At 49.9% G+C, this 21,705-nt stretch carries 19 protein-coding genes and 1 pseudogene; 4 read left to right on the forward strand and 16 right to left on the reverse strand.

What is annotated here, in order from left to right; translation table 11 throughout:
* Positions 1-47 precede the first annotated feature (47 nt).
* Positions 48-1,061: a substrate-binding domain-containing protein gene (locus GUA98_RS15860; protein WP_095290855.1), complete on the forward strand. Its 1,014-nt coding sequence runs from the start codon at positions 48-50 to the stop codon at positions 1,059-1,061.
* A 142-nt stretch (positions 1,062-1,203) separates the two neighbouring features.
* On the opposite strand, the gene GUA98_RS15865 is transcribed toward GUA98_RS15860, so the two are convergent.
* Positions 1,204-2,631, reverse strand: a complete 1,428-nt coding sequence (locus GUA98_RS15865; RefSeq protein ID WP_193723684.1) for a hypothetical protein — start codon at positions 2,629-2,631, stop codon at positions 1,204-1,206.
* 292 nt (positions 2,632-2,923) lie between these two features.
* Positions 2,924-3,439: a DUF2179 domain-containing protein gene (locus tag GUA98_RS15870; RefSeq protein WP_095290851.1), complete on the reverse strand. Its 516-nt coding sequence runs from the start codon at positions 3,437-3,439 to the stop codon at positions 2,924-2,926.
* A 357-nt stretch (positions 3,440-3,796) separates the two neighbouring features.
* Here GUA98_RS15870 and GUA98_RS15875 point away from each other — a divergent pair, with 357 nt between their 5' ends.
* Entirely contained in the window at positions 3,797-4,852 is a 1,056-nt protein-coding gene (locus GUA98_RS15875) for a Leu/Phe/Val dehydrogenase (protein WP_321573884.1), read from the forward strand.
* A gap of 153 nt (positions 4,853-5,005) precedes the next feature.
* Here the strand turns inward: GUA98_RS15875 and GUA98_RS15880 are convergent, their stop codons facing one another.
* From GUA98_RS15880 to GUA98_RS15920, 9 genes are all read right to left on the reverse strand, one after another.
* Complete coding sequence (locus tag GUA98_RS15880) at positions 5,006-6,661, reverse strand: hypothetical protein (RefSeq protein ID WP_193723686.1); 1,656 nt, start codon at positions 6,659-6,661, stop codon at positions 5,006-5,008.
* 1 nt (position 6,662) lies between these two features.
* A complete protein-coding gene (locus GUA98_RS15885) occupies positions 6,663-7,448 on the reverse strand; it encodes an ABC transporter ATP-binding protein (RefSeq protein ID WP_193723687.1) in 786 nt (261 codons plus the stop codon).
* A gap of 256 nt (positions 7,449-7,704) precedes the next feature.
* Positions 7,705-8,334, reverse strand: a complete 630-nt coding sequence (locus tag GUA98_RS15890) for a PepSY domain-containing protein (RefSeq protein WP_193723688.1) — start codon at positions 8,332-8,334, stop codon at positions 7,705-7,707.
* Positions 8,335-8,487: 153 nt separating this feature from the next.
* Complete coding sequence (locus GUA98_RS15895; RefSeq protein WP_193723689.1) at positions 8,488-9,276, reverse strand: PepSY domain-containing protein; 789 nt, start codon at positions 9,274-9,276, stop codon at positions 8,488-8,490.
* Positions 9,277-9,352: 76 nt separating this feature from the next.
* Entirely contained in the window at positions 9,353-10,741 is a 1,389-nt protein-coding gene (locus tag GUA98_RS15900; RefSeq protein WP_153980355.1) for a sensor histidine kinase, read from the reverse strand.
* Positions 10,738-11,481, reverse strand: a complete 744-nt coding sequence (locus tag GUA98_RS15905) for a response regulator transcription factor (RefSeq protein WP_153980356.1) — start codon at positions 11,479-11,481, stop codon at positions 10,738-10,740. The genes GUA98_RS15900 and GUA98_RS15905 overlap by 4 nt, the downstream gene beginning before the upstream one ends.
* A gap of 47 nt (positions 11,482-11,528) precedes the next feature.
* A complete protein-coding gene (locus tag GUA98_RS15910) occupies positions 11,529-12,173 on the reverse strand; it encodes an SDR family oxidoreductase (protein ID WP_153980357.1) in 645 nt (214 codons plus the stop codon).
* Positions 12,174-12,485: 312 nt separating this feature from the next.
* Positions 12,486-13,667 carry an NAD(P)/FAD-dependent oxidoreductase gene (locus GUA98_RS15915; RefSeq protein WP_095290835.1) on the reverse strand — a complete coding sequence of 394 codons (1,182 nt, stop codon included), beginning with the start codon at positions 13,665-13,667 and terminating at the stop codon, positions 12,486-12,488.
* A 23-nt stretch (positions 13,668-13,690) separates the two neighbouring features.
* Positions 13,691-14,137, reverse strand: coding sequence for a DUF1641 domain-containing protein (locus tag GUA98_RS15920; protein ID WP_095290826.1), 447 nt, complete (start codon positions 14,135-14,137; stop codon positions 13,691-13,693).
* A 681-nt stretch (positions 14,138-14,818) separates the two neighbouring features.
* Here GUA98_RS15920 and GUA98_RS15925 point away from each other — a divergent pair.
* Positions 14,819-14,992, forward strand: a complete 174-nt coding sequence (locus tag GUA98_RS15925) for a CsbD family protein (protein ID WP_082704104.1) — start codon at positions 14,819-14,821, stop codon at positions 14,990-14,992.
* Between the two features lie 166 nt (positions 14,993-15,158).
* On the opposite strand, the gene GUA98_RS15930 is transcribed toward GUA98_RS15925, so the two are convergent.
* Entirely contained in the window at positions 15,159-16,160 is a 1,002-nt protein-coding gene (locus GUA98_RS15930; RefSeq protein ID WP_193723690.1) for an NAD-dependent epimerase/dehydratase family protein, read from the reverse strand.
* A 165-nt stretch (positions 16,161-16,325) separates the two neighbouring features.
* On the opposite strand from GUA98_RS15930, the gene GUA98_RS15935 reads away from it, so the two are divergent.
* Positions 16,326-16,841 (forward strand): cupin domain-containing protein, encoded by a 516-nt coding sequence (locus GUA98_RS15935; protein ID WP_193723691.1) that lies wholly within the window; start codon positions 16,326-16,328, stop codon positions 16,839-16,841.
* A gap of 129 nt (positions 16,842-16,970) precedes the next feature.
* On the opposite strand, the gene GUA98_RS15940 is transcribed toward GUA98_RS15935, so the two are convergent.
* The 4 genes and pseudogenes from GUA98_RS15940 to GUA98_RS15955 all read right to left on the reverse strand — a co-directional run bounded on the left by GUA98_RS15940 (position 16,971) and on the right by GUA98_RS15955 (position 21,617).
* Entirely contained in the window at positions 16,971-17,627 is a 657-nt protein-coding gene (locus GUA98_RS15940) for a TVP38/TMEM64 family protein (RefSeq protein ID WP_415753029.1), read from the reverse strand.
* 251 nt (positions 17,628-17,878) lie between these two features.
* Positions 17,879-18,316, reverse strand: a pseudogene (locus tag GUA98_RS15945) (HNH endonuclease); the annotation flags it as partial.
* A 1,447-nt stretch (positions 18,317-19,763) separates the two neighbouring features.
* Positions 19,764-20,939 carry an acyltransferase gene (locus GUA98_RS15950; protein WP_110758396.1) on the reverse strand — a complete coding sequence of 392 codons (1,176 nt, stop codon included), beginning with the start codon at positions 20,937-20,939 and terminating at the stop codon, positions 19,764-19,766.
* Between the two features lie 213 nt (positions 20,940-21,152).
* A complete protein-coding gene (locus GUA98_RS15955) occupies positions 21,153-21,617 on the reverse strand; it encodes a GyrI-like domain-containing protein (RefSeq protein WP_227779689.1) in 465 nt (154 codons plus the stop codon).
* Positions 21,618-21,705: the final 88 nt, after the last annotated feature.

Consider the following 21,705-nt stretch of genomic DNA (forward strand, 5'->3'; position numbering starts at 1 on the left):
GTAAACCGGCTTGAAGGAGGCGACCAAAGCTGAAGAACAATATCACCATGCGGGATATCGCCGATAAGCTCGGAGTTAGCAGTGTGACGGTCTCGAAAGCATTAAATGATAAAGATGGCGTCAGTGGCGAATTGAAGGAAAAAATCAAAGTGCTTGCCGTTCAGATGGGCTATCGGTATAATGCTGCAGCCCGCTCGATGAAGGAAGGCTTGACTCATAATATAGGCGTTATTATCCCGGAGCGTTTTACCGGACCTACCCAATCGTTCTACGTACGCGTATTCCAGCGCATCACCAAGCATTTGGAGGACCAAGGATACTATGGCATTCTGCACATTCTGAATGGTCAGGACGAAGAGGATTTAACACTGCCCAAACTATACAGCGACAGCAAAGTGGATGGTTTCATTGTACTTGGGCAGATCAGCAAAGAGTATATCGAACTGGTGCAGTCGATGGACGTTCCCAAAATGTTTCTTGATTTCTACGACGAGCATGCGGATATCGATTCTGTCGTTACCGATAACTTTTACGCTGCTTACGAGCTGACCAACGTTCTGGTCCAGCAGGGACACCGACGTATTGCTTATGTCGGGAATCTATATTCTACAAGCAGCATTCAGGATCGATTCCTGGGATATTACAAATCATTGCTGGAGCATCGGTTGCCGATGAATCAGGAGCTTGTGCTTAACGACAGGGATGAGCGGGGTACGTTCATTGAGATCGATCTGCCCGAGCAGCTGCCGACGGCTTTTGTATGCAATTGCGATCAGGTCGCTCATTTACTCGTTCAGAAACTGACCTCCTTGGGGATACAGGTGCCCGCACAATGCTCCGTGGTTGGTTTCGATAACGATATCTATGCCACGCTCTCCGACCCCCAACTAACTACGGTTGAAGTCGATGTGGAACAGATGGCGCGCACGGCAGTTCAATCCATGCTCAAAAAGATTGATAACCCAAGTCGCAGCTTCGGACGCGTACACGTGAAGGGCAATATCATTTATCGTGATTCGGTGAGCGCTGCACCTGCCTCTCAGGATGATGGATTGGTTTAACTAAGGACTTCTGTTGCTTAAAAAGAGTGCTCCCGGCCATGGTGGCTGCAGGAGCACTCTTTGTTTATAAAAAATGCGGTGGAGCGGGTTGGCATCCCCCACCCCTCATTCAATCATCACATTACCTGCTGCATTGGGTTATCTAGTAGCTCGTCTTCAGCCAATTGTCTTTGGACCAGGTTAATTTGCCTGCACCCGCTCCACTTGATCCCGTCAGTCGGGCATTCAGCGTCGCCGGATCATCCGTGGTGTAACTGTAAGGAAGGGACGAAAATCCGTTCCAGGAGAAGCTCTTCACTGCAGCCGGTACCGGGCTGAGCGGACTGCCTGAAGTATCACTGCTGCCGCGGAATGAGCTTCCATCCAGGGAATACATCGTGTCCGTCACCCGAATTTTGCCTGTATACGCAGCATCGGCCGGATCCGTCTGATTATTCCGAACCGGGAACTGTACGTCCTTGATCACCGATTTCTCCACCAGCACCGCCCCGTTCTCTGTAGAGATGGCCCCGTTGCTGATGATATCAAAATGATAGCCTTTGGACGAGATCGCAGCAGCCATCGCCGACATAATTTTGGATTTGGCTGCACGCGCTCCTGTCGCATCCATTACGATATTATAGGCATGTGCATTCCCTCCACGCAGGCGCGGCATGCGATCCTGAATGTCCTTGTACAAGTTATGGTGCAGGGTCATGGACAGATTGGCGTTAGCTGATTCGAAGCTCGTTGAGCCAACCAAATGTCCTTTTTTCTGAGGGGACGAAATGGCAATGATATCAGCTTTGCTGAGCCCTACCGCGCTGCTGCGCAGATAGTTGTACATCGGATAGGATGCTTTGTTCGCTTCCAGCTCATTGATCTGCTGGGTAACCCAGCTGTTCGCGCTGCCGTCATCCCCTTTGAACAGAGACCAGGAAATGGTCACACCGCTGGTTCCCTTTTTCGAATCCACAAGCCCGTCGTAGGCTTTATTGAATGTGCAGTGGTCAATCCATACATTACTGTTCTCTTCAAGGGTGATATAATCCCAGTCGTTTTTGTCATAATCGCCCTTGGTTGCTTCATCCCATTCCCATAACTCGTCAAATTCAAGGTTACGAATGATAACATTGGAGCTGCGTTTGACGCTGATGGCTGCATGTTTGATCTTGGCCCCGTTAGCAGAGAAAATGGTCAGTCCATTGAAGCTGTCAATCGTCAGCTTGCTTACGCCCGTCTGCTTCAGTACGGGGTGAGTCAGTGCATCATTATGCTTCGCAAAAGGGGATGTCTGGGCGGCGCTCGGAATTTCGTTCCACCCCAGATTCAGGTCGTTCATGATCTCGACGACTTTGACACCGGAGTTCTTTTTCAACGCTGCAGCCAGATCCGCTGCATTATAGACCTTTTTATACCTGGACGTATCCGATTCGCTGATGGAACCCCCGCCCGTGTTCCCCTGGGAGAAACCTGTAAGATTGTAATCTGCGTTTCCTGCTGCCTGTACACTTGTTGGGCCAGACAGTAGGGTCAGCCCCAATGTAAGAGCCAGTGCGGCACTGCACCATGTTCGAATCCTGCTTTTCATAGAACGATTCCTCCCTGAATTATAATAAGCATGTCCGTCCAACCCTGCCAGTGCAGGTCATGTAGGACATGTCCACAATGTACATCCTGAAAGCGATTACAACAATAATCCCTATTTTAGGTTCTTGATAATCGTTGTCGGAGCTGCATGGGTACTGCGAGGATTGTACTCTAGGCAACCACCAATCGTACGAAATTAACTTCTAAGGAAGTTCTTCAGGGATAAGGAAAAGCAATGAAACCGAAACTGCTCACAAAAAAACAGGCCTGCAGCGCGGCATGCCTGTCTTATCCTATTTTTTGATCGAGCGTGTCCAAAATCCGCCATGGAACTGCTTCGGTTCTACAGTGATCACGAATGCCTTCGGGTCCAGTTCCAGAATGGTCTGGTACAGCAATTTCTGATTTTTCCGTTTCGCCAGAATCTCCATGACCAAACGATCTCCGTCACGTCCACTGCCTACCCAGGCCGTAACCCCATAACCTCTATCTCGCAGCGCATTGGCTACATTCCCGCCCATCTGATTACAGATCACTTTAACCGTAACATAACCGAGCGCAATCTTTTCTTCAATCCAGGCTCCGAGCAATACACCCAGGCCATAGCCTACGGCATAAACGATCAATGCAGACGGTTGGGTCAGGTACTTCAAGACCAAATTCAGCCCCAGTACATAAATGACGATCTCACCCATGCTGATGAGGGCTGCGATATATTTCTGTCCTTTGAGTGTCAGAATCATCCGAAGCGTATACGCCGACACATACACGATTTGGATCAAAAAGATAAACAACAATATTTTAAGCAACGACAATCCCTCTTTCCTGGCATGCACAACGGCTGGCCCACGATCCGGGCTGCGGTCCGTTTCCTGTACGTTTTTCCATATCTCCATCATTGGACATTATGCGAGCTTTTTAAACGGTTAAAAGCAAATCTCGGGCTTTCCTGTCGAATGCCACGCTGGAATTGCCATTATAGAACCGTTTGTCCCGATTATCAACCCGGCTGAAGACCCAGGGGCGAAACCAGGTTTTGGTGAATAGAATGAAGAGCAGTGAACGGAGAGCAAACACTCAGACGACTTGATGGGTACAAGGTGACATAAGGGGGAAGGGCCATGCTGCTATGGCAGGAAATGGAGCGCGAAGGCCTCGAAGAACTCGTGTTTTGTCATGATCCGCACAGCGGACTGCGGGCTGTCATTGCCATCCACAGCACCGTCCTTGGACCGGCACTGGGAGGCTGCCGCTGCTGGTCGTATGCTTCGGAGGAAGACGCTGTTCGTGATGCAATCAAGCTGGCCAAAGGCATGACTTACAAAAATGCCGTTTCCAACCTGCCGTATGGCGGCGGAAAAGCCGTGGTCTGGGAGCTGCCGGCGGCAGAGCAAGTATCGGGCGTGGAGCCGCCCGGCAATAACAGCTTGAACCTGAGTGTCTCTCAACGTGCACATATCTTCCGCTCGCTGGGACGCTTCCTGGAACGACTGAATGGACGCTATGTTACAGGCCTTGATCTGGGGACTACGGCAGCGGACATGGACCAGATCCGATTGGAGACCACCTATGTGACGGATACAACCGGGTCACTGGGGGCACAAAATGACTTCACCGCCGAGATGACTGCCTACGGGGTGTATACAGGCATTGTGACCTCGCTGCAGCATCAGGGGGTCACTACTCTTCAGGGCATTCCCATTGCCGTCCAGGGACTGGGCAAGGTTGGTCACGCCCTGTGCCGTCACCTGCATGCAGCCGGGGCACGGCTCATTGTGGCAGACGTTGTACCGGAACGTGTACAACGTGCCCTTGTGCAGTTCAGCGGCGCTACCCCGGCCGATCCGGCCCATATTCACGCCGCTGACTGCAAGGTGTTCGCCCCCTGTGCACTAGGGGGCGTCTTGACCCCGGCAACCGTGGAGGAGCTGCGCTGCTCCATTGTTGCCGGGGCGGCGAACAACCAGCTCAGCCACCGGGAGCCGGTTGTTCGCCGCATGCAGGCGCGGGGCATTCTGTACGCGCCTGACTATGTGCTTAACGCAGGCGGCATCATCAGCACCGCCTACGAGCTGGAGGGTGAGGGGCCGGACCAGATCCGCCAGCGGGTGGCGGAAATCGCGGATACACTCACCCAGGTCTACCAGCTAGCTGCGGCATCAAGCATCTCCACTGCTGATGCAGCGGACCAGATGGCTGAGGCCCGACTTGCTCAGCCATGAATTCCCCTTCCTCTTTCTTGACCAATGATCTTCAAAGGCAAAAGGCCAACCTGGTTCAGATGAACGGGTTGGCCTTCGTTCTTATAGTTTACTATCGTGCATTTTGTTCCTTGCCTGTTTCTTACCTGTTCCTTGCTTGCTCCCCCAGTCCCTTCAAACCTGAACATGCACCCGCTTAACCCGGTAAAGCATGGTCCAGAGCAGCACATTGGTCACAATCAGAAGTCCACCGAAGATCCAGATGCCTCCTGGCAGCGTACGAAAGAAAACATGAATTCCCCATAGCAAGGCAATCACCGGAAATGCAGCGAATACGAACCAGCCATCACTTTGCTGGGCAATACTAAAGGACAGGGAGAATGGCGGCTTGCGCAATAGAAGTTTGCTTGTTAACGGGATCAGCGCTGTACCCACCAGCAAAATCACCGCCAGATCAGGCAGAATCCGCAGCCCAAATGTCCAGGTGAACACAATGGCATTCAGCAGAAAAACCGGAAAGAACATATTGCACATAAATGCCTTCAGTGCACCCTTATAGAGCACATGTTCATTCGCAATCGGTGCAGCCCGGAAGGTCCAGAATGCCTTGTATTGGCCCGAATATTTCAGCATGATAATCACCGAAACCACAAGAATCAGCATGATGTACAGCGTATAAAAGAACGAGCCCTCTCTAAGCTCCGCCCACGTGGAGGACTGCAGCTGGGTGAACCAGAATACATAAGGCAGGACAAAGGATAATCCAATGGATGGATATACCTTCAGCTTGAATTCCCGCTCGTTCCGCATCATGCTCGCTGACAGCCGGAAGCAGGCCTGCTCCTCTCCGGAACGGCAGAACACTCTGGCAAGCGTGCGATCCCATGACCCTTTTCTTCGCCCCGAGGTCGATCCGGAATGGGCCATTTTCTCCAAATACAGTTCAAAGGAAGGCATCAGCTTCACATAGATAACCAAACTGATCATTGGAACAACAACAGCCAGTGCGCTGAAGGTATACAGCCATACATCCCCACCACCACCGAACAGCCATTCATATACAGCTGCATACCACACGGGAGGAAGTAAGAGCTGCCACCAGGTTGGTGTGAAGACCATGTCAAAATCGATGATACTGAATGACCTTGCCACCAGCTGATATCCAACAGCGATGCCAACGGATAACAAAATCTGTACCATGTTGATCATGTCTTTCAGCTTCTCTCCATCGAGGAACTTCATCATGAACAGGTAAACTAGAGAGGTGGTGACCAGGATGAACATATTAATCAGAATGAGTTCCGCAATGAATAACAGGAAGAATCCGATGCCATGTGTGATTAAGCCTGCCACCAGTGGTACGGCTGTCAGGGAACCTGTCAGCAGCAGCAAATACACTCCGGCATGAATAGCCCGGGCCATGCCAACCGTACGGGCATTCACCGGCTTGGTCATAATGATATTCCGATCCCGGATATCCAGCAGCACAGAGGAAAAGTCCGAGATCATGGATGTCATAATGATAAACATCAGCACAGCGGTGACCAGACCCATCTGGAGCATATAATGACCCGTATCCCACACGACAAATGGCACCAGAAGCAAACCCATTAATCCGTACAACCAGAGGGACCGAAGGTACAGATTGCCTTCCTTCTGCTCCTTATTACCGCTCCGCGACGACAATACAGTTGGTACCCTGCGCTGATCCATCTGAAATTTCACTTTCAATATAAGCCGCAGTACATCATAATCCGCACCCGTCTTCGTAATGATATGGCGAAAATGATCCAGAATCTTCAGCGTACGGAATTCGGAGGATTCCGCCATATCAATACACCTCCTGTACAATCGATACAAAGCGTTCAGCTATCGCCTTATGCTCATTAAAGCCTGTCAATTGGTTAAACACCTCTTCAAGCGTGCCTTCCATGGACTGCTGCTGCAGCTGCCTGAATGTCCCGTCTGCCATCACTCTTCCTTCCGCAATCAGGATGATCCGGCTGCTGATCTTCTCCACCACATCCATGATGTGTGAGGAATAGAAGATGGTTGTCCCTTTGGCCGACAGCTGTGACAATATCTCCTTGACCACCATCACGCTGTTGGCATCGAGTCCACTGAGCGGTTCATCCAAAAACAACAGATCCGGATCATGCAGCAATGCTGAGATGAGCAGCACCTTCTGGCGCATCCCCTTCGAGAACGAGGCAATGCGGGAATGATAGGATTTTTCGAGTCCAAAACAATCCATCAGCTGCTTCGCCTTGTAATCGGCATCCTCATAAGACAAGCCATACAGCTCTCCAATAAAGGTCAGGTATTCTGCTGGCGTCAGTTGTTCATACAGCTCCGCAACTTCGGGGACATAACCGATTCTGCGTTTATATTCTGTATCGCCATCTGCGATATCCTTGCCAAAGATGCAAACCTTGCCCACATATCCCTCAACCAGTCCCAGCAGGATTTTGACCGTGGTGCTTTTGCCGGCTCCATTGGGACCGATGTACCCGATCATCTCTCCCCGCTTCACCACAAGATCAATTCCGTTCAGGACATAACGTCCGTTATAACGCATCCGCAAGCCTTCAATGGAAAGTACTTGTTCTTCATTCACTTCGTTATCCAGCTCCTGTCTCTATCTATTTCTATAATTCTACTAGTTTACCACAGTTTAGGATGTTATGATCTGGATGAGCACTATGTCTACAAACAGACCTTCAAAAGGGTATGAGAAGAAAGCCAAAAAAGACGCTTCATATGAAGCGTCCTTTACCATGAGCATGCAGCTTTCATGAGGTATTCTCTTTAGGTGTACGAGCATGCTAAACTGTATTTCTTTTTCTTTTAATCGTTGTATTAACGTTCCTTCATTAATCCTCGTCGTCAAAGTCCTGGTCTAAGGACAGCACTTTACCTGTATTGGCATCCACATCAACATCTGCTTCCCCATCCGGGGTTCTGATCTCGATCTCGTAGACATAACGTCCGTCATCATGGTCCAGCTCAATTTCGGTTACTTTTCCACCTGTCACCTGTTTCAGGGCAATTGCAGAGGCTTGTGCTTCGGTCAGTTTAACCTGTTTTGCAGCAGACTGGTTGGAAGAAGTACTTGTAGCAGAGCCATTGTAATTATCATCGTCGTCATAGTCTTCATCATCCACAACCGCCAGGATCTTGCCTGTGTAGGCATCCAATCGTACCACAACGTCATTGCTTCCTTTGCGGTCAATTTCGACTTCGTAGAACGTTTGGCCGTTTCTGCGCTCCAGATCGATGTCGTCCACTTTACCCTCAGCCGCTTTTAACGCTGCTGCTTTGGCTTGCGCTCCAGTCAGCAATTTGCCCGTACTGCTCTGATCCTGTGAGACCGACTGCGAAGTCGATGATGGCGAGGTTTGTACCGACTGTCCGTTTACACTGCTGCTCGCCGCTACCGCCGATCCTCCAAGAAGTACCGCTGCCGAAATACTGCCAATCCATAATTTGTGTTTGTTCATCATCCTGTTTCATCTCCTCGTTGTTATTCTCGTTCTCGTCTACAGTTATAGAATAACCTGTGCGTATGAGAGAACAGCGAGAGTCAGATTAGAATTTGATGAGAAAATGAGACGAACATTCACAGCATTATTGCATCTCTATTTTTGAGTCTTTACTTAATCTTCTTCTTCATCCCAGGTCACGGACCGGATCGCTCCGGATATCGCGTTCACCTGCACGATAGCTTCCCTGCCATCCTCCAGATCAATCTCGACCAGGTAATAGGGATTCCCACTATTCGTTCCACGGAGCTCCGTGTCATCCACTTCCCCGGGAACTCTGGCAAGTGCCTTTTGTTCAGCTTCCTTCTCACTAAGAAACTGCGGAGCATCATTCTCGTTTCCCGGTTCCGAAGCTGGAGCATCCAGCGTCTGGGAAGATTGCTTCTCCCCGTTATATGGATCAACCGTCCACTGCTCACGGCGATTATCCTTCAGTTTCAATACAGCCAGATAAACCGGACTCCCCTGCTGTTCCACTAGTTCCAGTGATACCAGCTGCTCATCGGTTTGCTTCCGTAACTCCGTCTTGATCTGCTCCCGGCTGAGCAGTGTTTTTTCTTCAGCCTGAGGATTGGATTCCAGCCGCTTGATGGCATTGACTGTAGCAGTTACTGCATCCAGCTGTACATCATATAGCCCTGTTTCGGATCGAAGCTGCATGATATACGTACCGTCCTTCAACGTGGAATTCACAATTTCTCCAGGGTATTGTTCCAATACGGCCTGAGCCGCTGCATCCGCACTCAGCATCACACGGCTGGATTGCCATGGCTGCCACCAGCCCACGATTGCGACAAGCAGCACAGCCACAATCCCTGCTCCCCACCATATCGGTCGCTTGGACCTCCCGGTCGTCTTCTGCTGTTCCCGTTTCATTTCCGGTGGTACCTGTGACTTTTCCAATCTGCCTCCCCCTTTCATACGTGCATCTGCTCCCGTGACATTCTTGGCATCAGTATACAAGAGAAGAATGAGAATTTCATGAGAACAGGTTCGTCTGAACGGATACTGGCAAAATAATTGAAGCCTCGGTGCCTACACCTTCGGCGCTCTTCAGTTCAACACGTGCCCCTATAGCCCCTGCGATGTCCTTCGCGAGTGACAATCCCAAGCCCGATCCACTTGCTCCGCCGCTGCGGGTTCTTGCCGGGTCCACACGGTAGAAGCGATCAAATACTTTGGTTAGCTCTTCCTCCCGCATTCCAATCCCCGAATCAACGATGCATATCCGGCATTCCTGTCCGTTGGATTCCAGTCTGACTTCAATGGCATCTTCGCTATACTTGCGGGCATTGTCCAGCAGAATAAACAGCATCTGCTTCAGCTTACTCTCATCACTGATCACCCAGATACTGCCCGGATCATCACAATCAACTTCCCGGTGATAGGCTTCCCGGAAGGCTCGGGTGGATTCCTGAGCCAAACGTGTGATATCAAGCCTTTCCAGCTGTATGTTCCATTGCTCTGGCTGCTTGGCCAGCAGGAGCAGCTGTTCGGTCATCTCCCGCATGCGGACGGATTCGGACAGTATGGCTTCAACCGCCTCATCGAACACCTCAGGTCGTTCCTTGCCCCGTCGCTGCAGCAGACTCGCATAACTCTCAATAATGGTCAGCGGTGTTTTAAGCTCATGCGAGGCATCCGAAACGAAACGCTCCTGCCGCTCGAAGTTGGATTCCAGCAAATCCATCATGCGGTTGAATGTCTGGCCCATGGTACTCAGTTCATCCTTCGATTGGGCAGCCAGCGGAAGCCGCTTAAACTGTCCGCTTGACTGGATATCACTCATGGTACGGGTCATCTGCTGAATCGGCCTTGTCATCCGGTTCGCCAGAATTCGGCTGGAGATAATCGCAGGGATCAATGCAATAATCGTTACCACGACCAGAACCGTACGCAGCACGGACAGGCCATTCTCGGTATCTGCAACACTTTCGATGACTTGTACATTCACCACTTCACCATCAGGCCAGATTACCGGCACAGACACCCAGACATACTCCATCTCTCCAACCCGGGTATACTCCGATTTCTTTTGACTCTCGTACTTATACGGCAGCTTGCTTAGCATCTCGTTCAGTTGGGGCTCTGTCGCTGTCGTTACTGGATCGGAACTGGTACCATCCTCATTGACAATGCGGAGCATTCCTTCCACCGGCGCATAGGCACGCAGCAGATCGTCCGGTGGAATGGATTCAGCAGAATCACGCACTCCTGTTACGATCGACCCGGCCTCAGCTTCGACACGCTTGATCTCATTAGACATGGTAATCCGTTCAAATACGATATACACGGACAGGTTTACAGCGATGAGCAGTACCGCAAACAATACGGAGGAGTATCCATAGATTTTACTCCGCAGACTCATGATTGCTCCTTCAGAACGTATCCAACACCACGAACAGTATGTATTAAAGGCGGAGTGAATCCGTTATCTACCTTTTTGCGCACATAACGGATATACACATCCACCACATTGGTATCTCCATAATAATCGTAACCCCAAACGGCCTGTACAATCTGATCACGACTCAATACCTGACGCTGATTCTGCAGCAGATACACGAGAAGATCGAACTCACGTGGAGTAAGATCGATCGGTATTCCATCCCGGGATACCTCCCTTGTACCCTCATTCAACTTCAAACCAGCGGCAGTAAGCCAGCCTGTATCTTCTTCACTCATATGGCTTGTTGTGTCTTGATTGGCATGTCGTATTACCCCGGATGAAGAAGCGGCTGCGGCACTCAGCCGGAGCGCTGCCCGTACTCTGGCTAGCAGTTCTTCGATTCGGAAAGGTTTAGTAATGTAATCGTTGGCGCCGAGATCAAGTCCCGACACCTTGTCCTCAACTGAATCCTTCGCTGTTAGCATCAGGATGGGCACCAAGGCATCTCTGGCACGAATTCGCCGCAACACCTCAATTCCGCTCAGGCCTGGCAGCATAATATCCAACAGAATCAGATCCCACTGGCCACCATGATACATTTCCAATCCTTCCGTACCGCTCCCTGCCTTACCCACCTGATACCCCTCATACTGTAATTCAAGTTCAAGCAGGCGTGCGATTTTGGGTTCATCTTCAATCACCAGCACGGCTTCATTCATACCGAGTTCCCCCTCGTTCCATTCTCACGATATCTTACAATAGAACTCTACAGTTTGCCCAATGCATCCTCCACGAGGTCGTCCCCGGCAATCAGGTCAAACGCCATTCGATATGTCTTCTCTTCCTGCAGGGATGCTGCGATAACACGAGCTACATCCTCACGCGGTATACTTCCTGGTTTCAAGTCTGTTCCTACGGCGATTTTGCCTGTTCCTGGTTCATTTTTCAAGCCACCAGGACGAATAATCGTATAATTCAGTTCGCTCGCAAACAGCGCGCGATCGGCATAATGCTTCGCCACATAATATGGTTTAATGGCATCCGACCATTTCTCCCGCTGATCTGCACCAAAAGCACTGACCAGAATGTATCTGGAAATGCCCTGCTGCAGCGCGGCTTCCATTGTTTTTACAGCCCCGTCGAGATCAATAAGGAGTGTCTTGTCTGCACCTGTAGAACCACCGGACCCTGCCGTGAAGACGACGGCATCATGATCCTTCATCACTTCAGCCAGATCATTCACACTGCCCTCCAGATCACCCATGACTACATTTGCACCCAGCTGTTTCAACGCATCTGCCTGTTCCGGTTTGCGAATCATTGCCGTTACCTGATGCTTGCCTTCCTGGGCGAGCTGTTCCACAAGCATCTTGCCGATCTGTCCGTTTGCTCCAATAACCAATACATTCATATGTCATGCTCCTCTCGGTTAAACGGGTAACCCCGTGTAGCTTTATCCTTCTCTGGACTTGTCTTTAATTTAAACGAAAGCCGGCGCTTCTAAGCGCCGGCCGCTGTGATCCCATCCGTTTAGCGCATGTCAGCGCATAAAAAATGCTTCATATACATCTTAATATACCATACACCCTGTACTGTCTATACCTGACCCAGCTCATCAGTTCTGCAGCCCTTTTAACCTCACTTGCTCCTTAGCGTTTAACCTTGGCTGAAGCAACGCAAAAAGGGTGCCCCAAGGGGCACCCTTTTATGGATGGCTACTAAATTAGTACGCCAGTGCGAACAATCCGTGGATGTGAGACAGGTAACGGATGTTACTTGCTTCTTTCATCATGGTTGCTGGCAGACCTTTCAGACGAGTCTGGTTGCCACCGATCATGCCGACAGCATCCTTACGACCCAGACTTCCCAGTGTACCGGAGAATACTGGTGTGAAGGATTCCATTGCGCCACCTTTGAACATTACGCTCAGGTTGTGACCAATGGTTTCACCCATTTGCCAAGCCAGTTGTGCAGTTGGAGGATAAGGGCGAGCGCCTTCGCTAGGGAAGACCACTGCGCTGTCACCAGCAACGAACACATCTTTGTGGGATGTGGATTGCAGAACTTCCGTAACTTTAGCACGGCCGCGATCCACTTCAATTCCACTGTTAGCAACAACCGCATTACCTTGTACGCCACCTGTCCATACGAGTGTGTTCGTAGGGATGGAGCTGCCGTCTTTCAGCAATACTTCGTTTTCTTTCATCTCTGTGATCGCTACGCCAACGATGAAGTTAACGCCACGTTTCTCGAGACTCGATTTTGCACGGTCAACCAATTCTGGCGGGAATCCTGCAAGAATGGATGGACCTGCTTCAACGGTATACAGGGAGATATCGTTGAAATCGATACCTTTTTCTTGGCATACGCCTGGCAGCAGGTCAGCGAATTCGCCGACAAGCTCGATACCAGTCAAACCGCCGCCACCAATAACAAACGTTGCGTCTGCTTTGTTGCCGGATTGTTTGTAAGCATCCAGACGTGCTTCAACATGTGCACGAATGCGGTTAGCATCGCTAACGGATTTCAGCGTGAAGCTGTACTCCTGCAATCCCGGAATTCCGAAGAATGCCGTTTCGCTACCCAGGGCAACGACGAGTGCATCATAAGAGTAAGTAGAGCCGCTGGTCATCAGAACTTTTTTCTCGTCCGGCTTGATAGTATCCACCGTATCGATTTTCAAGTTCACGTTTTTACCACGCAGCAATTTTTCAAGCGGAAGAGCAACTGCCTTTTCAGCAATGCTTCCTGCTGCAAGACGGTGCAGTTCCGTAATAATTTGGTGCGTAGGGTAACGGTTCACGACTGTAATTGTCGCTTCTTCCGGTGTCAGGTATTGACGCGCAGTCAGCGCAGTCAAAAGACCACCGTAACCTCCGCCCAAGATCAAAATTTGCTTCGACATATCCATCCTCCGTTCTTCTAATCTTAACGTTGCTGTTGTTGACGCTCGTTCAGAATGCTCAGGAATGATTGAGCAAAACGCAGCGTTTGTTGTACGTTTGGATCTTTAAGCATTTTGAGCATAGCGAACAGACCAACCGAAGTTTGCTCTGCTTGCGCACGATCACTTGCTTCGATTGCAGCGGAAGCCACACCTTTGGCTTTGTCTACAACTGGTTTAGCGAATTCACCCATTGCGCTCATTGTGTCGCTGATCAGAACTTTGTCTGTAGCTACGCTTTGTGCAAAGTCATAAGCTTTGGTCATGGCAGTAACCATTTCAGCCAGTTTAGGCAGGTTTTCAACCAGAACGGTCAGAGACTCCTGTACCTCAGGCTTCATCAGTTGATCGAGCACGTCCAAGGACTGGCGCTCGGAAACGTTGGCACCTTCTGTAACTGGCACCTCTTGTTGAGTAGGCGATTGTGACATAAGAGAAAGTCCTCCTTTACTTTGGGATAGAAGTCCGCGACTTTCATGATGCCTGTCAAGCAGAGCCGAACCACGAATACAAGCGATACATTGAAATGTACCAAATTTCACACAATAGAAAGAGCGAAGCCCATGGGCCGCTCTAGGATCATGTATTGTATTGGGTCTATTGCGGACAACATGTGTTGACGCAAAACGACAAGCAGGCCGAAACCGAACTCTATACCCTTATATTACACCTCTTACACATGAACATGAAAAAGAAATTTTTTACACTTGTGAAGATATTGTGAACATTGTAACAAATCCGATTTTTTTGTCAAGCTTCGCGGTCGGAATGTAACCGCTTATCATTCTACTCCAGATCTGCACTCCTACCACATGTGGTATTAAGACAAGATCACATACGTCCATATGTGCGAAAAAGTACATATAGAGGATTTTTTCAGTCTTATTTTTAGGAAGTGTTTTCCAAAATCATGAATTCCATGCAACGAATTTGGTCACTATCGTTATTATGCAGCTTGTCATGCTGGCTTATTCCCTATTGGCTCAATTCTTCCCGATGAGAATCTTGACCTTATTTCAGGCCCTTACGACAGCTTCTTTTGACAGACAACGTTTAAAATTACAGGAACCCGGTTAATAAGGACTACACCAGAAATGAAGGAGATGTTCGATATGAGTAATTCAACTAGCGATAAAATCAAAGCAGGCGTGAATAAAGCCAAAGGCGAAGTGAAGGATCAGATCGGTAACGCAACAAACAACAGATCCCTTCAGGCTGAGGGTAAAAAGGACAAGGCGAAAGGCGCGGTTCAAGATAAAATTGCCGATGTAAAAGATCGCCACTAGGATCAGGTCTCATATGCTTCGCACGATGAAGTCGTGCACTATATACGTGATGATGTCGGCCCGTAGACATGCAGCATGAACATGTCTGTACCTACGGGGCAGAAAAAAGCCAAGGAAGGTGTTATTCCAATCACCCTTCCCTGGCTTTTTTTGATTGTACGTTGTATCAAATCGCTGGGGCCACATATCTAGCCATATCCACGATAAACTCATGACTTCCTCTCGAAGTTTGATACTGTCTGCTGAACTGTCGCACCCAATCGGGATGCTCCTGATACCAGCGGTAGGTCTTTTCCAGCCCCTGTTCCAAGGTAATCTGCGGTTTCCATCCCAGTTCTTCTCTTAACTTGCCCGAATAAACGACCAAACTGGAGCCTCTGGACTGGGTCGGTTCCTGATCTCGAATCTCGACATCTCCTGTGGAGCGCTGCAGTGATTGCAGCAGCTCGCCAATCTCCTGCATCGTCGTGCCTTGTCCTGTCGAGATGTTATACGTATGTCGATCTTGTCCATGCAGCATAATCTGTTCAATGGCTTTCAATGCATCATCGATATACAGAAAATCACGTACAGCCGATCCTTGAATATCCAGCCGCAAGCCATCCATCATCCGGCCAAAATTGCGGGGAATGATGCGGTCAGGCAGCTGCCATGGCCCATAAAGGTTGGTTAGGCGGAAGATTTTGACGGGGAGGTTGTAGCATTGGGCATAGGAATGAGCGAGCGTCTCACAGGCTACTTTGGATGCCGAATAGGGTGATACTGGAGCATATACGTCTGATTCGGAATACACTCTGCCAAATTCGCCTCCATAGACCTCTACCGAGGAGGCCAGCACAACCGGAATACGATGATTGGCTGCATATTGCAAAATGGCCTGTGTGCTTAGTGTGTTGTTACGAAATACTTCTCCTGGGTGATGGTAGGAATAATCCACATGCGGCATGGCTGCCAGGTGAATAATATAATCGGTTTCCTGGGGCAAGCTGAAGCGGTCTGAAGCGAGGTCACAACAAGTGAAGGTCATCTCATGCAGCGGGGAGCTGTGAACAAGTCTCTGACAATAGTCATCCCGGTCGATCAGGGTAATACGGTGGCCTTTTTGCGCCAAATAATGAGAAAGATTGAATCCGACAAATCCGGAAGCCCCTGTAATGACAATGTTCACCAAACCATTCCTCCTTGGATTTTACTCAGGCAGGCTCTTGAGGCGAGCGTATGTATTGAGTATAACCTTAAATTGATACGTTTTGTATCATTTTCCATTCATTTTTTATTTTTCTTTCAGCAGAACAGACAGCTAATGAGGGTAATAAACAGTGAGGTGATGATCATGAATGAATCCAGAGATAATATAGAGACCTTTTACTTCAAAGACGATGGCGTGATTCCCAACAACCCAAACTTGCCAGTATTGCTGTATAAGGGCGTATGGGCAAAAGACCCGTCCCGAGCAGAGTCGCTGCTCAACAGCAATCACTGGGGAAACAGCTGGATTAATGGTGTGTTTGACTATCATCATTTTCATAGCAATGCCCATGAAGCACTAGCCGTGGTTAGCGGTTTCGTTCAGCTGATTCTGGGCGGGGAACAGGGACAACGAGTTTATCTGCAAACGGGAGATATTGTTGTACTTCCTGCAGGGACAGGACATAAGCGTCTGGAAGCCAGCTCTGATTTTCGTATAGCAGGTGCTTACCCTGGCGGCACGAGCTACAATACCCGTACAGGTGATCCGGCAGAGCGTCCTGAAGTGCTCCGGGAGATTCAGGGTGTGCCCATCCCTGATACAGATCCTGTCTACGGGAACGAGGGACCATTGTTGGAATTATGGAATAAAGGTAAATAAGAGGGTGCCTGCATATGAGTGAAGCAAACAGAAAACAGACTGTTAACGAGAAAATCAGTTCCTCGATAACAGTCTGTTTAGCTTATGCGCGTAACCGGATGCCTTAGAACCGTATATGCATGCGGCTGATCAGGAAGAAATGGTGTTCCCTGAAGAGGGATTGGATTCGTTCCGTTTCTCCTCAGAGGATGAACGGGTGAAGTGTCTCTCCAGCTTCCGACTGGCCCATAAGGATACAGCGATAAACAGCAATACACCGATCCACCTAACAGGATGTTCGAGGAATTGTGCCACATTGGAGCCAATGTAGGTCACGCAGAATATCATAATGCCCTTACCAAATCCTACGGCGAGCAGGAAAGACATAAGTCTCATTCGGGCAATACCTGCCGCCACATTAATGATGACAAACGGACCGACCGGAAAAATGCTCAGCAAAAATACATAACTGAAGGCATTCCGCCGAATCCATACCATGCTCCGCTGAACACGCGGTTTGCTGGACCATCGTTCCACGAAGGCCGATTTTCCAATCTCCCGGACCAACAAGAAGGTCAGGGTACACCCCAGCAACATCCCGATCCACGAGTACAAAAATCCCGCCCATAGTCCGTACACCGCCCCATTAACCCCCACGATCAGCAGGGTTGGCAGCGGTGGCACGAAGGATTTCATAAAGGTAAGCAGTATACCCGGAAGCGGCCCCAGGGAACGAAACTGCTCCAGCCAGTAACGAATATTCTCTTCCGTAATATAGGACATGATGTCCAGAGGTACCGGGGTCATGTGCATCCTTCCAATCTATTCAGTCTCCATCCGTTTACACCGCAATTCCTGTGCTCGAATGATCTGGGTACGGTTCATCTTCTTCTCACAGTATAACGCACGAATCCACATCAAACCGTTGTTAATTTGAAGAAATATTCACAGATGAGACCAACATAACAAAAAAGCACACCCTGACCTGTACAACAAGTCTTGGTGTGCTTTTCTATATTGGTATTCCTCCTCCTAACAGGAGAAGAAATAAACATATTCTATTCCAGCTGCGCTTCCTGCATCTGCAGTTCGTTCAGTTCCTCCTGATGAGCGGCATTCCATTCGGGTATGCCGGATTGCATGAACTCGTCTGCATCCATTGCCGCTTTGGACTGGTTGCACAGATTGCAGGCACAAACACAGTTTAGCGGAGTGGTATGACCGCCTTTGGCCCGAGGCAGAAGATGATCGATCGTATCCCCATATGATCCACAGAAGTAGCAGGTATACTGATCCCGGGTCATGATGTACCGTTTGAAATCCTTGTTGCTGAATAATCGGCGAATCGTGTACCGATTGACAACAACTGCGGCTTTTTCCTTGACCAGCGTGACTGCAAGCTCCATGTCAATCTCCTGATGCCAGCGGCGGCCTTTATCCGTCTTGCCACGCATGCGGACCATGCCCTGCCTGTTCGTACGCAGCGACGACGGATCTTCCGGATCAATGGCTGCCGGAACTGCCGGAGTCTGACGGCGCGGCCGGCCATCTGCGCCCGCACTTCGACTGCGGGCATGATGGGAATGGGGACGGTGTCCGGGATTTGCTGCCCGGGCACCGTCTTCACTAGCGGCCTTATGCGCACGTTCTTTGCGCATTGGCCGTGCCCTGCTCCCGTGCGGACCCTGCGGCCGCACGGGAGCCGAATCGGCTGCCCCGGCCGCAGCAGATGCTGCCTGGCCCGGGTCCAGCCCTGGAGCGGCAGGCTGTGCACCTGCCGCCAAAGGCCCGTCGACCGTGGCCGCAGCGCCACGGTCGCTCGCTGGCACCTCGGACTTGACCGCGATGCGGTCTGGTCCAGTGCCAGCGCCGGGCGGCGCCGAGCGTTTGCGGCGCCGCTTGCGCTTGCGCCCCGCTGCGGTTTGCTGACCCGCAGCTGCTGTTCCCGCTGCCGGATCCTGCGGATCTTCCGGCAGCGAAGCCTCGCTGGCCGCCACAGCTGGCTGCGCGGCGGCTTGTTCAGCACGCACATTGGATATCGTGCGTCCACCGACCTTCGGATCACGCTCTGCCTGGCCTGCGGCGCTTGATTCCGTGATCCGTTCAGACTGCTCAAGACCTGGCTGTGCCTGCTGCCGTTTGGACTTTCGTCTGCGTCTTCTTTTCTTCCGATCACCTGATGGCTCCGAGGAGGCGGAAGATAGAGGTTCAGCTTGGCTGTGCTGTTTCTCAGAACCTTCATCCACTGTCTCTTGAATCACCCGTTGATTGGCTGCAGCACTTGATTCATTTGTAATCTTCTCCGGTCTTTGCATCCGCATGTGCAAGCTCTGTCCCTGCTGCACCAGGTTGTCGCTAACGTCAGCCTGTCCACTGCGCTGACGACAACGACGACAGGCCCCTCGTCTGGCACCGGGCCCCGCCCTCTTTCCGGTTCTGCGCCGAAATTCAGACAACGGACGCTGTTGCCCGCAATACATGCATACCTTGGTCTGCTGCGCTTCATGTTCCGTCATGTCCTGCCGGAAAGGGGCTGAGCCCGTCTCCATGTTGTCACCTCGGTTCCGTATGAATCCGGTTTCTTTCTATTGTATCACATCTGCTCGCGGACACACTCATATCCCTGTGTCTGTGGCGGATAGGCATCTGTGCTGTACTCTGTTGTCTGTCCATTGCATTCATGAAGAATGTGCTCTACATATTCCAATATATCTTGCATCGGTTTCCCGCATTGTTCACATGTTTTCATTTATCTCACCTTGATCCTGTTCTGTAAGTCTCGCATTTATGATTTGTGTTCCGCCTTCTCATTACCCCTGGCAGCTCCAAAAGAAACATTCGTTCCCACATGATGCTCATTGATCGCATGAAAAAAACCGTTCCCCGCTCAACCCTAAGGTCGACCAAGAAACGGCTTATTATTCCTGTAATGGCAATTAAATATTAACGAACATCGAGCTGTCCCGAATTGGATTGAGGGATAACCCGTGGTTTTGGTTTCGGCAGATTACCGAAGATGACCCAGGCAAACGGAATGAACCTTGCAGTCAGCCCCACTACAATCCATGAAGCGAACAGCGCTACGGCAAAGCCTCCGGCATACCATAGGTGAACCAGCCAGGAGACCCCGGTTTGCGGCGGGAATTCCCGATACAACAGCAGGAAAAATGGATGGATCAGATAAATTCCGAAGGACAGCGCACCAAGTCGATTAAGCGGCTTGGCAATCAATGCAGGCCCCTTGCGATACAACAGGTATGCAATCTGAATCAGCACGAGCGCACAAGCAAAGGTATGCAAATTCCAGAAAAACTCATACCACAGTGTATTATACGTGGCAATCTTCATACGAAGCAGGTAATAAATATATACATGTCCGAGTCCGGCAGCAATCCAGACGGCCCACAGCAGAATCCAGGATGCTACGCGGCCTTTGGTCGCATTTTCACGACTGATGACAAACCATTGCTTGATCTTTGGAAAATAGACCCCAATGAACGCTCCCAGCATGAAATAGGAGAAGTACGAGAAGGCCCAGCTTCCTTTGTTCGGCACCTGGAACCCGTATTTGTTACTTACGATAAATGCCCACTGGATCAGCAGGCCAATTGGTACAGACCACTTAACCACCGCAGGATACTTCTTAAGCAGCCACAGAACAAGCGGGAATAACAGATAGAATTGCATGTTGATGAATACAAAGTACAGATGCGTATACGCCTTACCCGTGAACAGTTTGGTAATGAAGCTGATGGCAGATTCACCAAACGGACGGCCTTGATAATGGGTGAAATGCAGAATCACAAAATAAAACAGGGAAAACAGGAAATACGGCAGCAAAATGTAAACGAATCTCTTTTTATAAAAATTGCTGACCAGTTTCTTGTCCAAAGGACGGGAATAATAGTTATAGAACAACACGAAGCTGCTCATGAAAATAAAAGTTGGCGTACCATATTTCATGAAGATATTAATAAAGTTGTACAGCCAGTAGTAGCCCGAACCCGTCATGTCCACCGTCGCATAGGACGTGGAATGCACACACAGCACGCCGATAATCGCCATGGCACGTACCAGGTTCAACTCCGGTATTCGCTCTCTTTTCAATGTCTCACTCATGTTTAGCGTTTCTCCTTAATGTGTTCGTCAATATGTCAGATATGACTTAGTACGATAAGCTCTCTATCTATTAAAAGGCATAATGCTTAAGATGGGTAGTCCATTTTCTTAACAATTCCTAAATTTTCAGTGGATTTCACACACTTTTCATGTCTATAAATGTAAAAAAGACCGCTATAATGCGGTCTTCGAGCGATGCTGCCTCAGCAGGATTTATTTCTGGTTCACTGGGATGAAAATGGTAAACTCGGGCTCCGGATCATATGGATCCTGATCCATCGGATATACTTCGTAGTGTGTAAGTGGACCTTGCGACACCGCATGACCCTGTTCTTCAATCCAGGCATAGATGCGATTGTAGGATGCTTCCACACTCTGTCCTTTGACGTGGCTGCACTTGGCGTAGTCATGTGCCGGGACATCAACTTTCACCATTCCAGATGGAATGGTTGATGCTCCATCTTTGCCAACCTCGACTGCGACATAATGAACAAATCCTGTATCTGTCGTATGATAGGACAATCCCAGAAGCTCCTGTGGGTGGAGCACATCACTGATCTCCTGCAGACGACGCTTGAACTCCGTTTGCACTTCACGAATGCCCCCTGCCCCTGCTTCCGCGAAGGTTCCCTCCCATTTCAGTCCGATGATGGTCGCCGCCTCCATACGCACCAACATTGAAGAATTGACTTGTTCCATACCCTCTCACCCTTTCATTCATGCTCTCCCTATCTTCAAGTTGATCCTGTTGCCGTAAGTCCTGACT

It is taken from the genome of Paenibacillus sp. P13VS (assembly GCF_015143645.1).
Taxonomy (GTDB): domain Bacteria; phylum Bacillota; class Bacilli; order Paenibacillales; family Paenibacillaceae; genus Paenibacillus; species Paenibacillus xylanilyticus_A.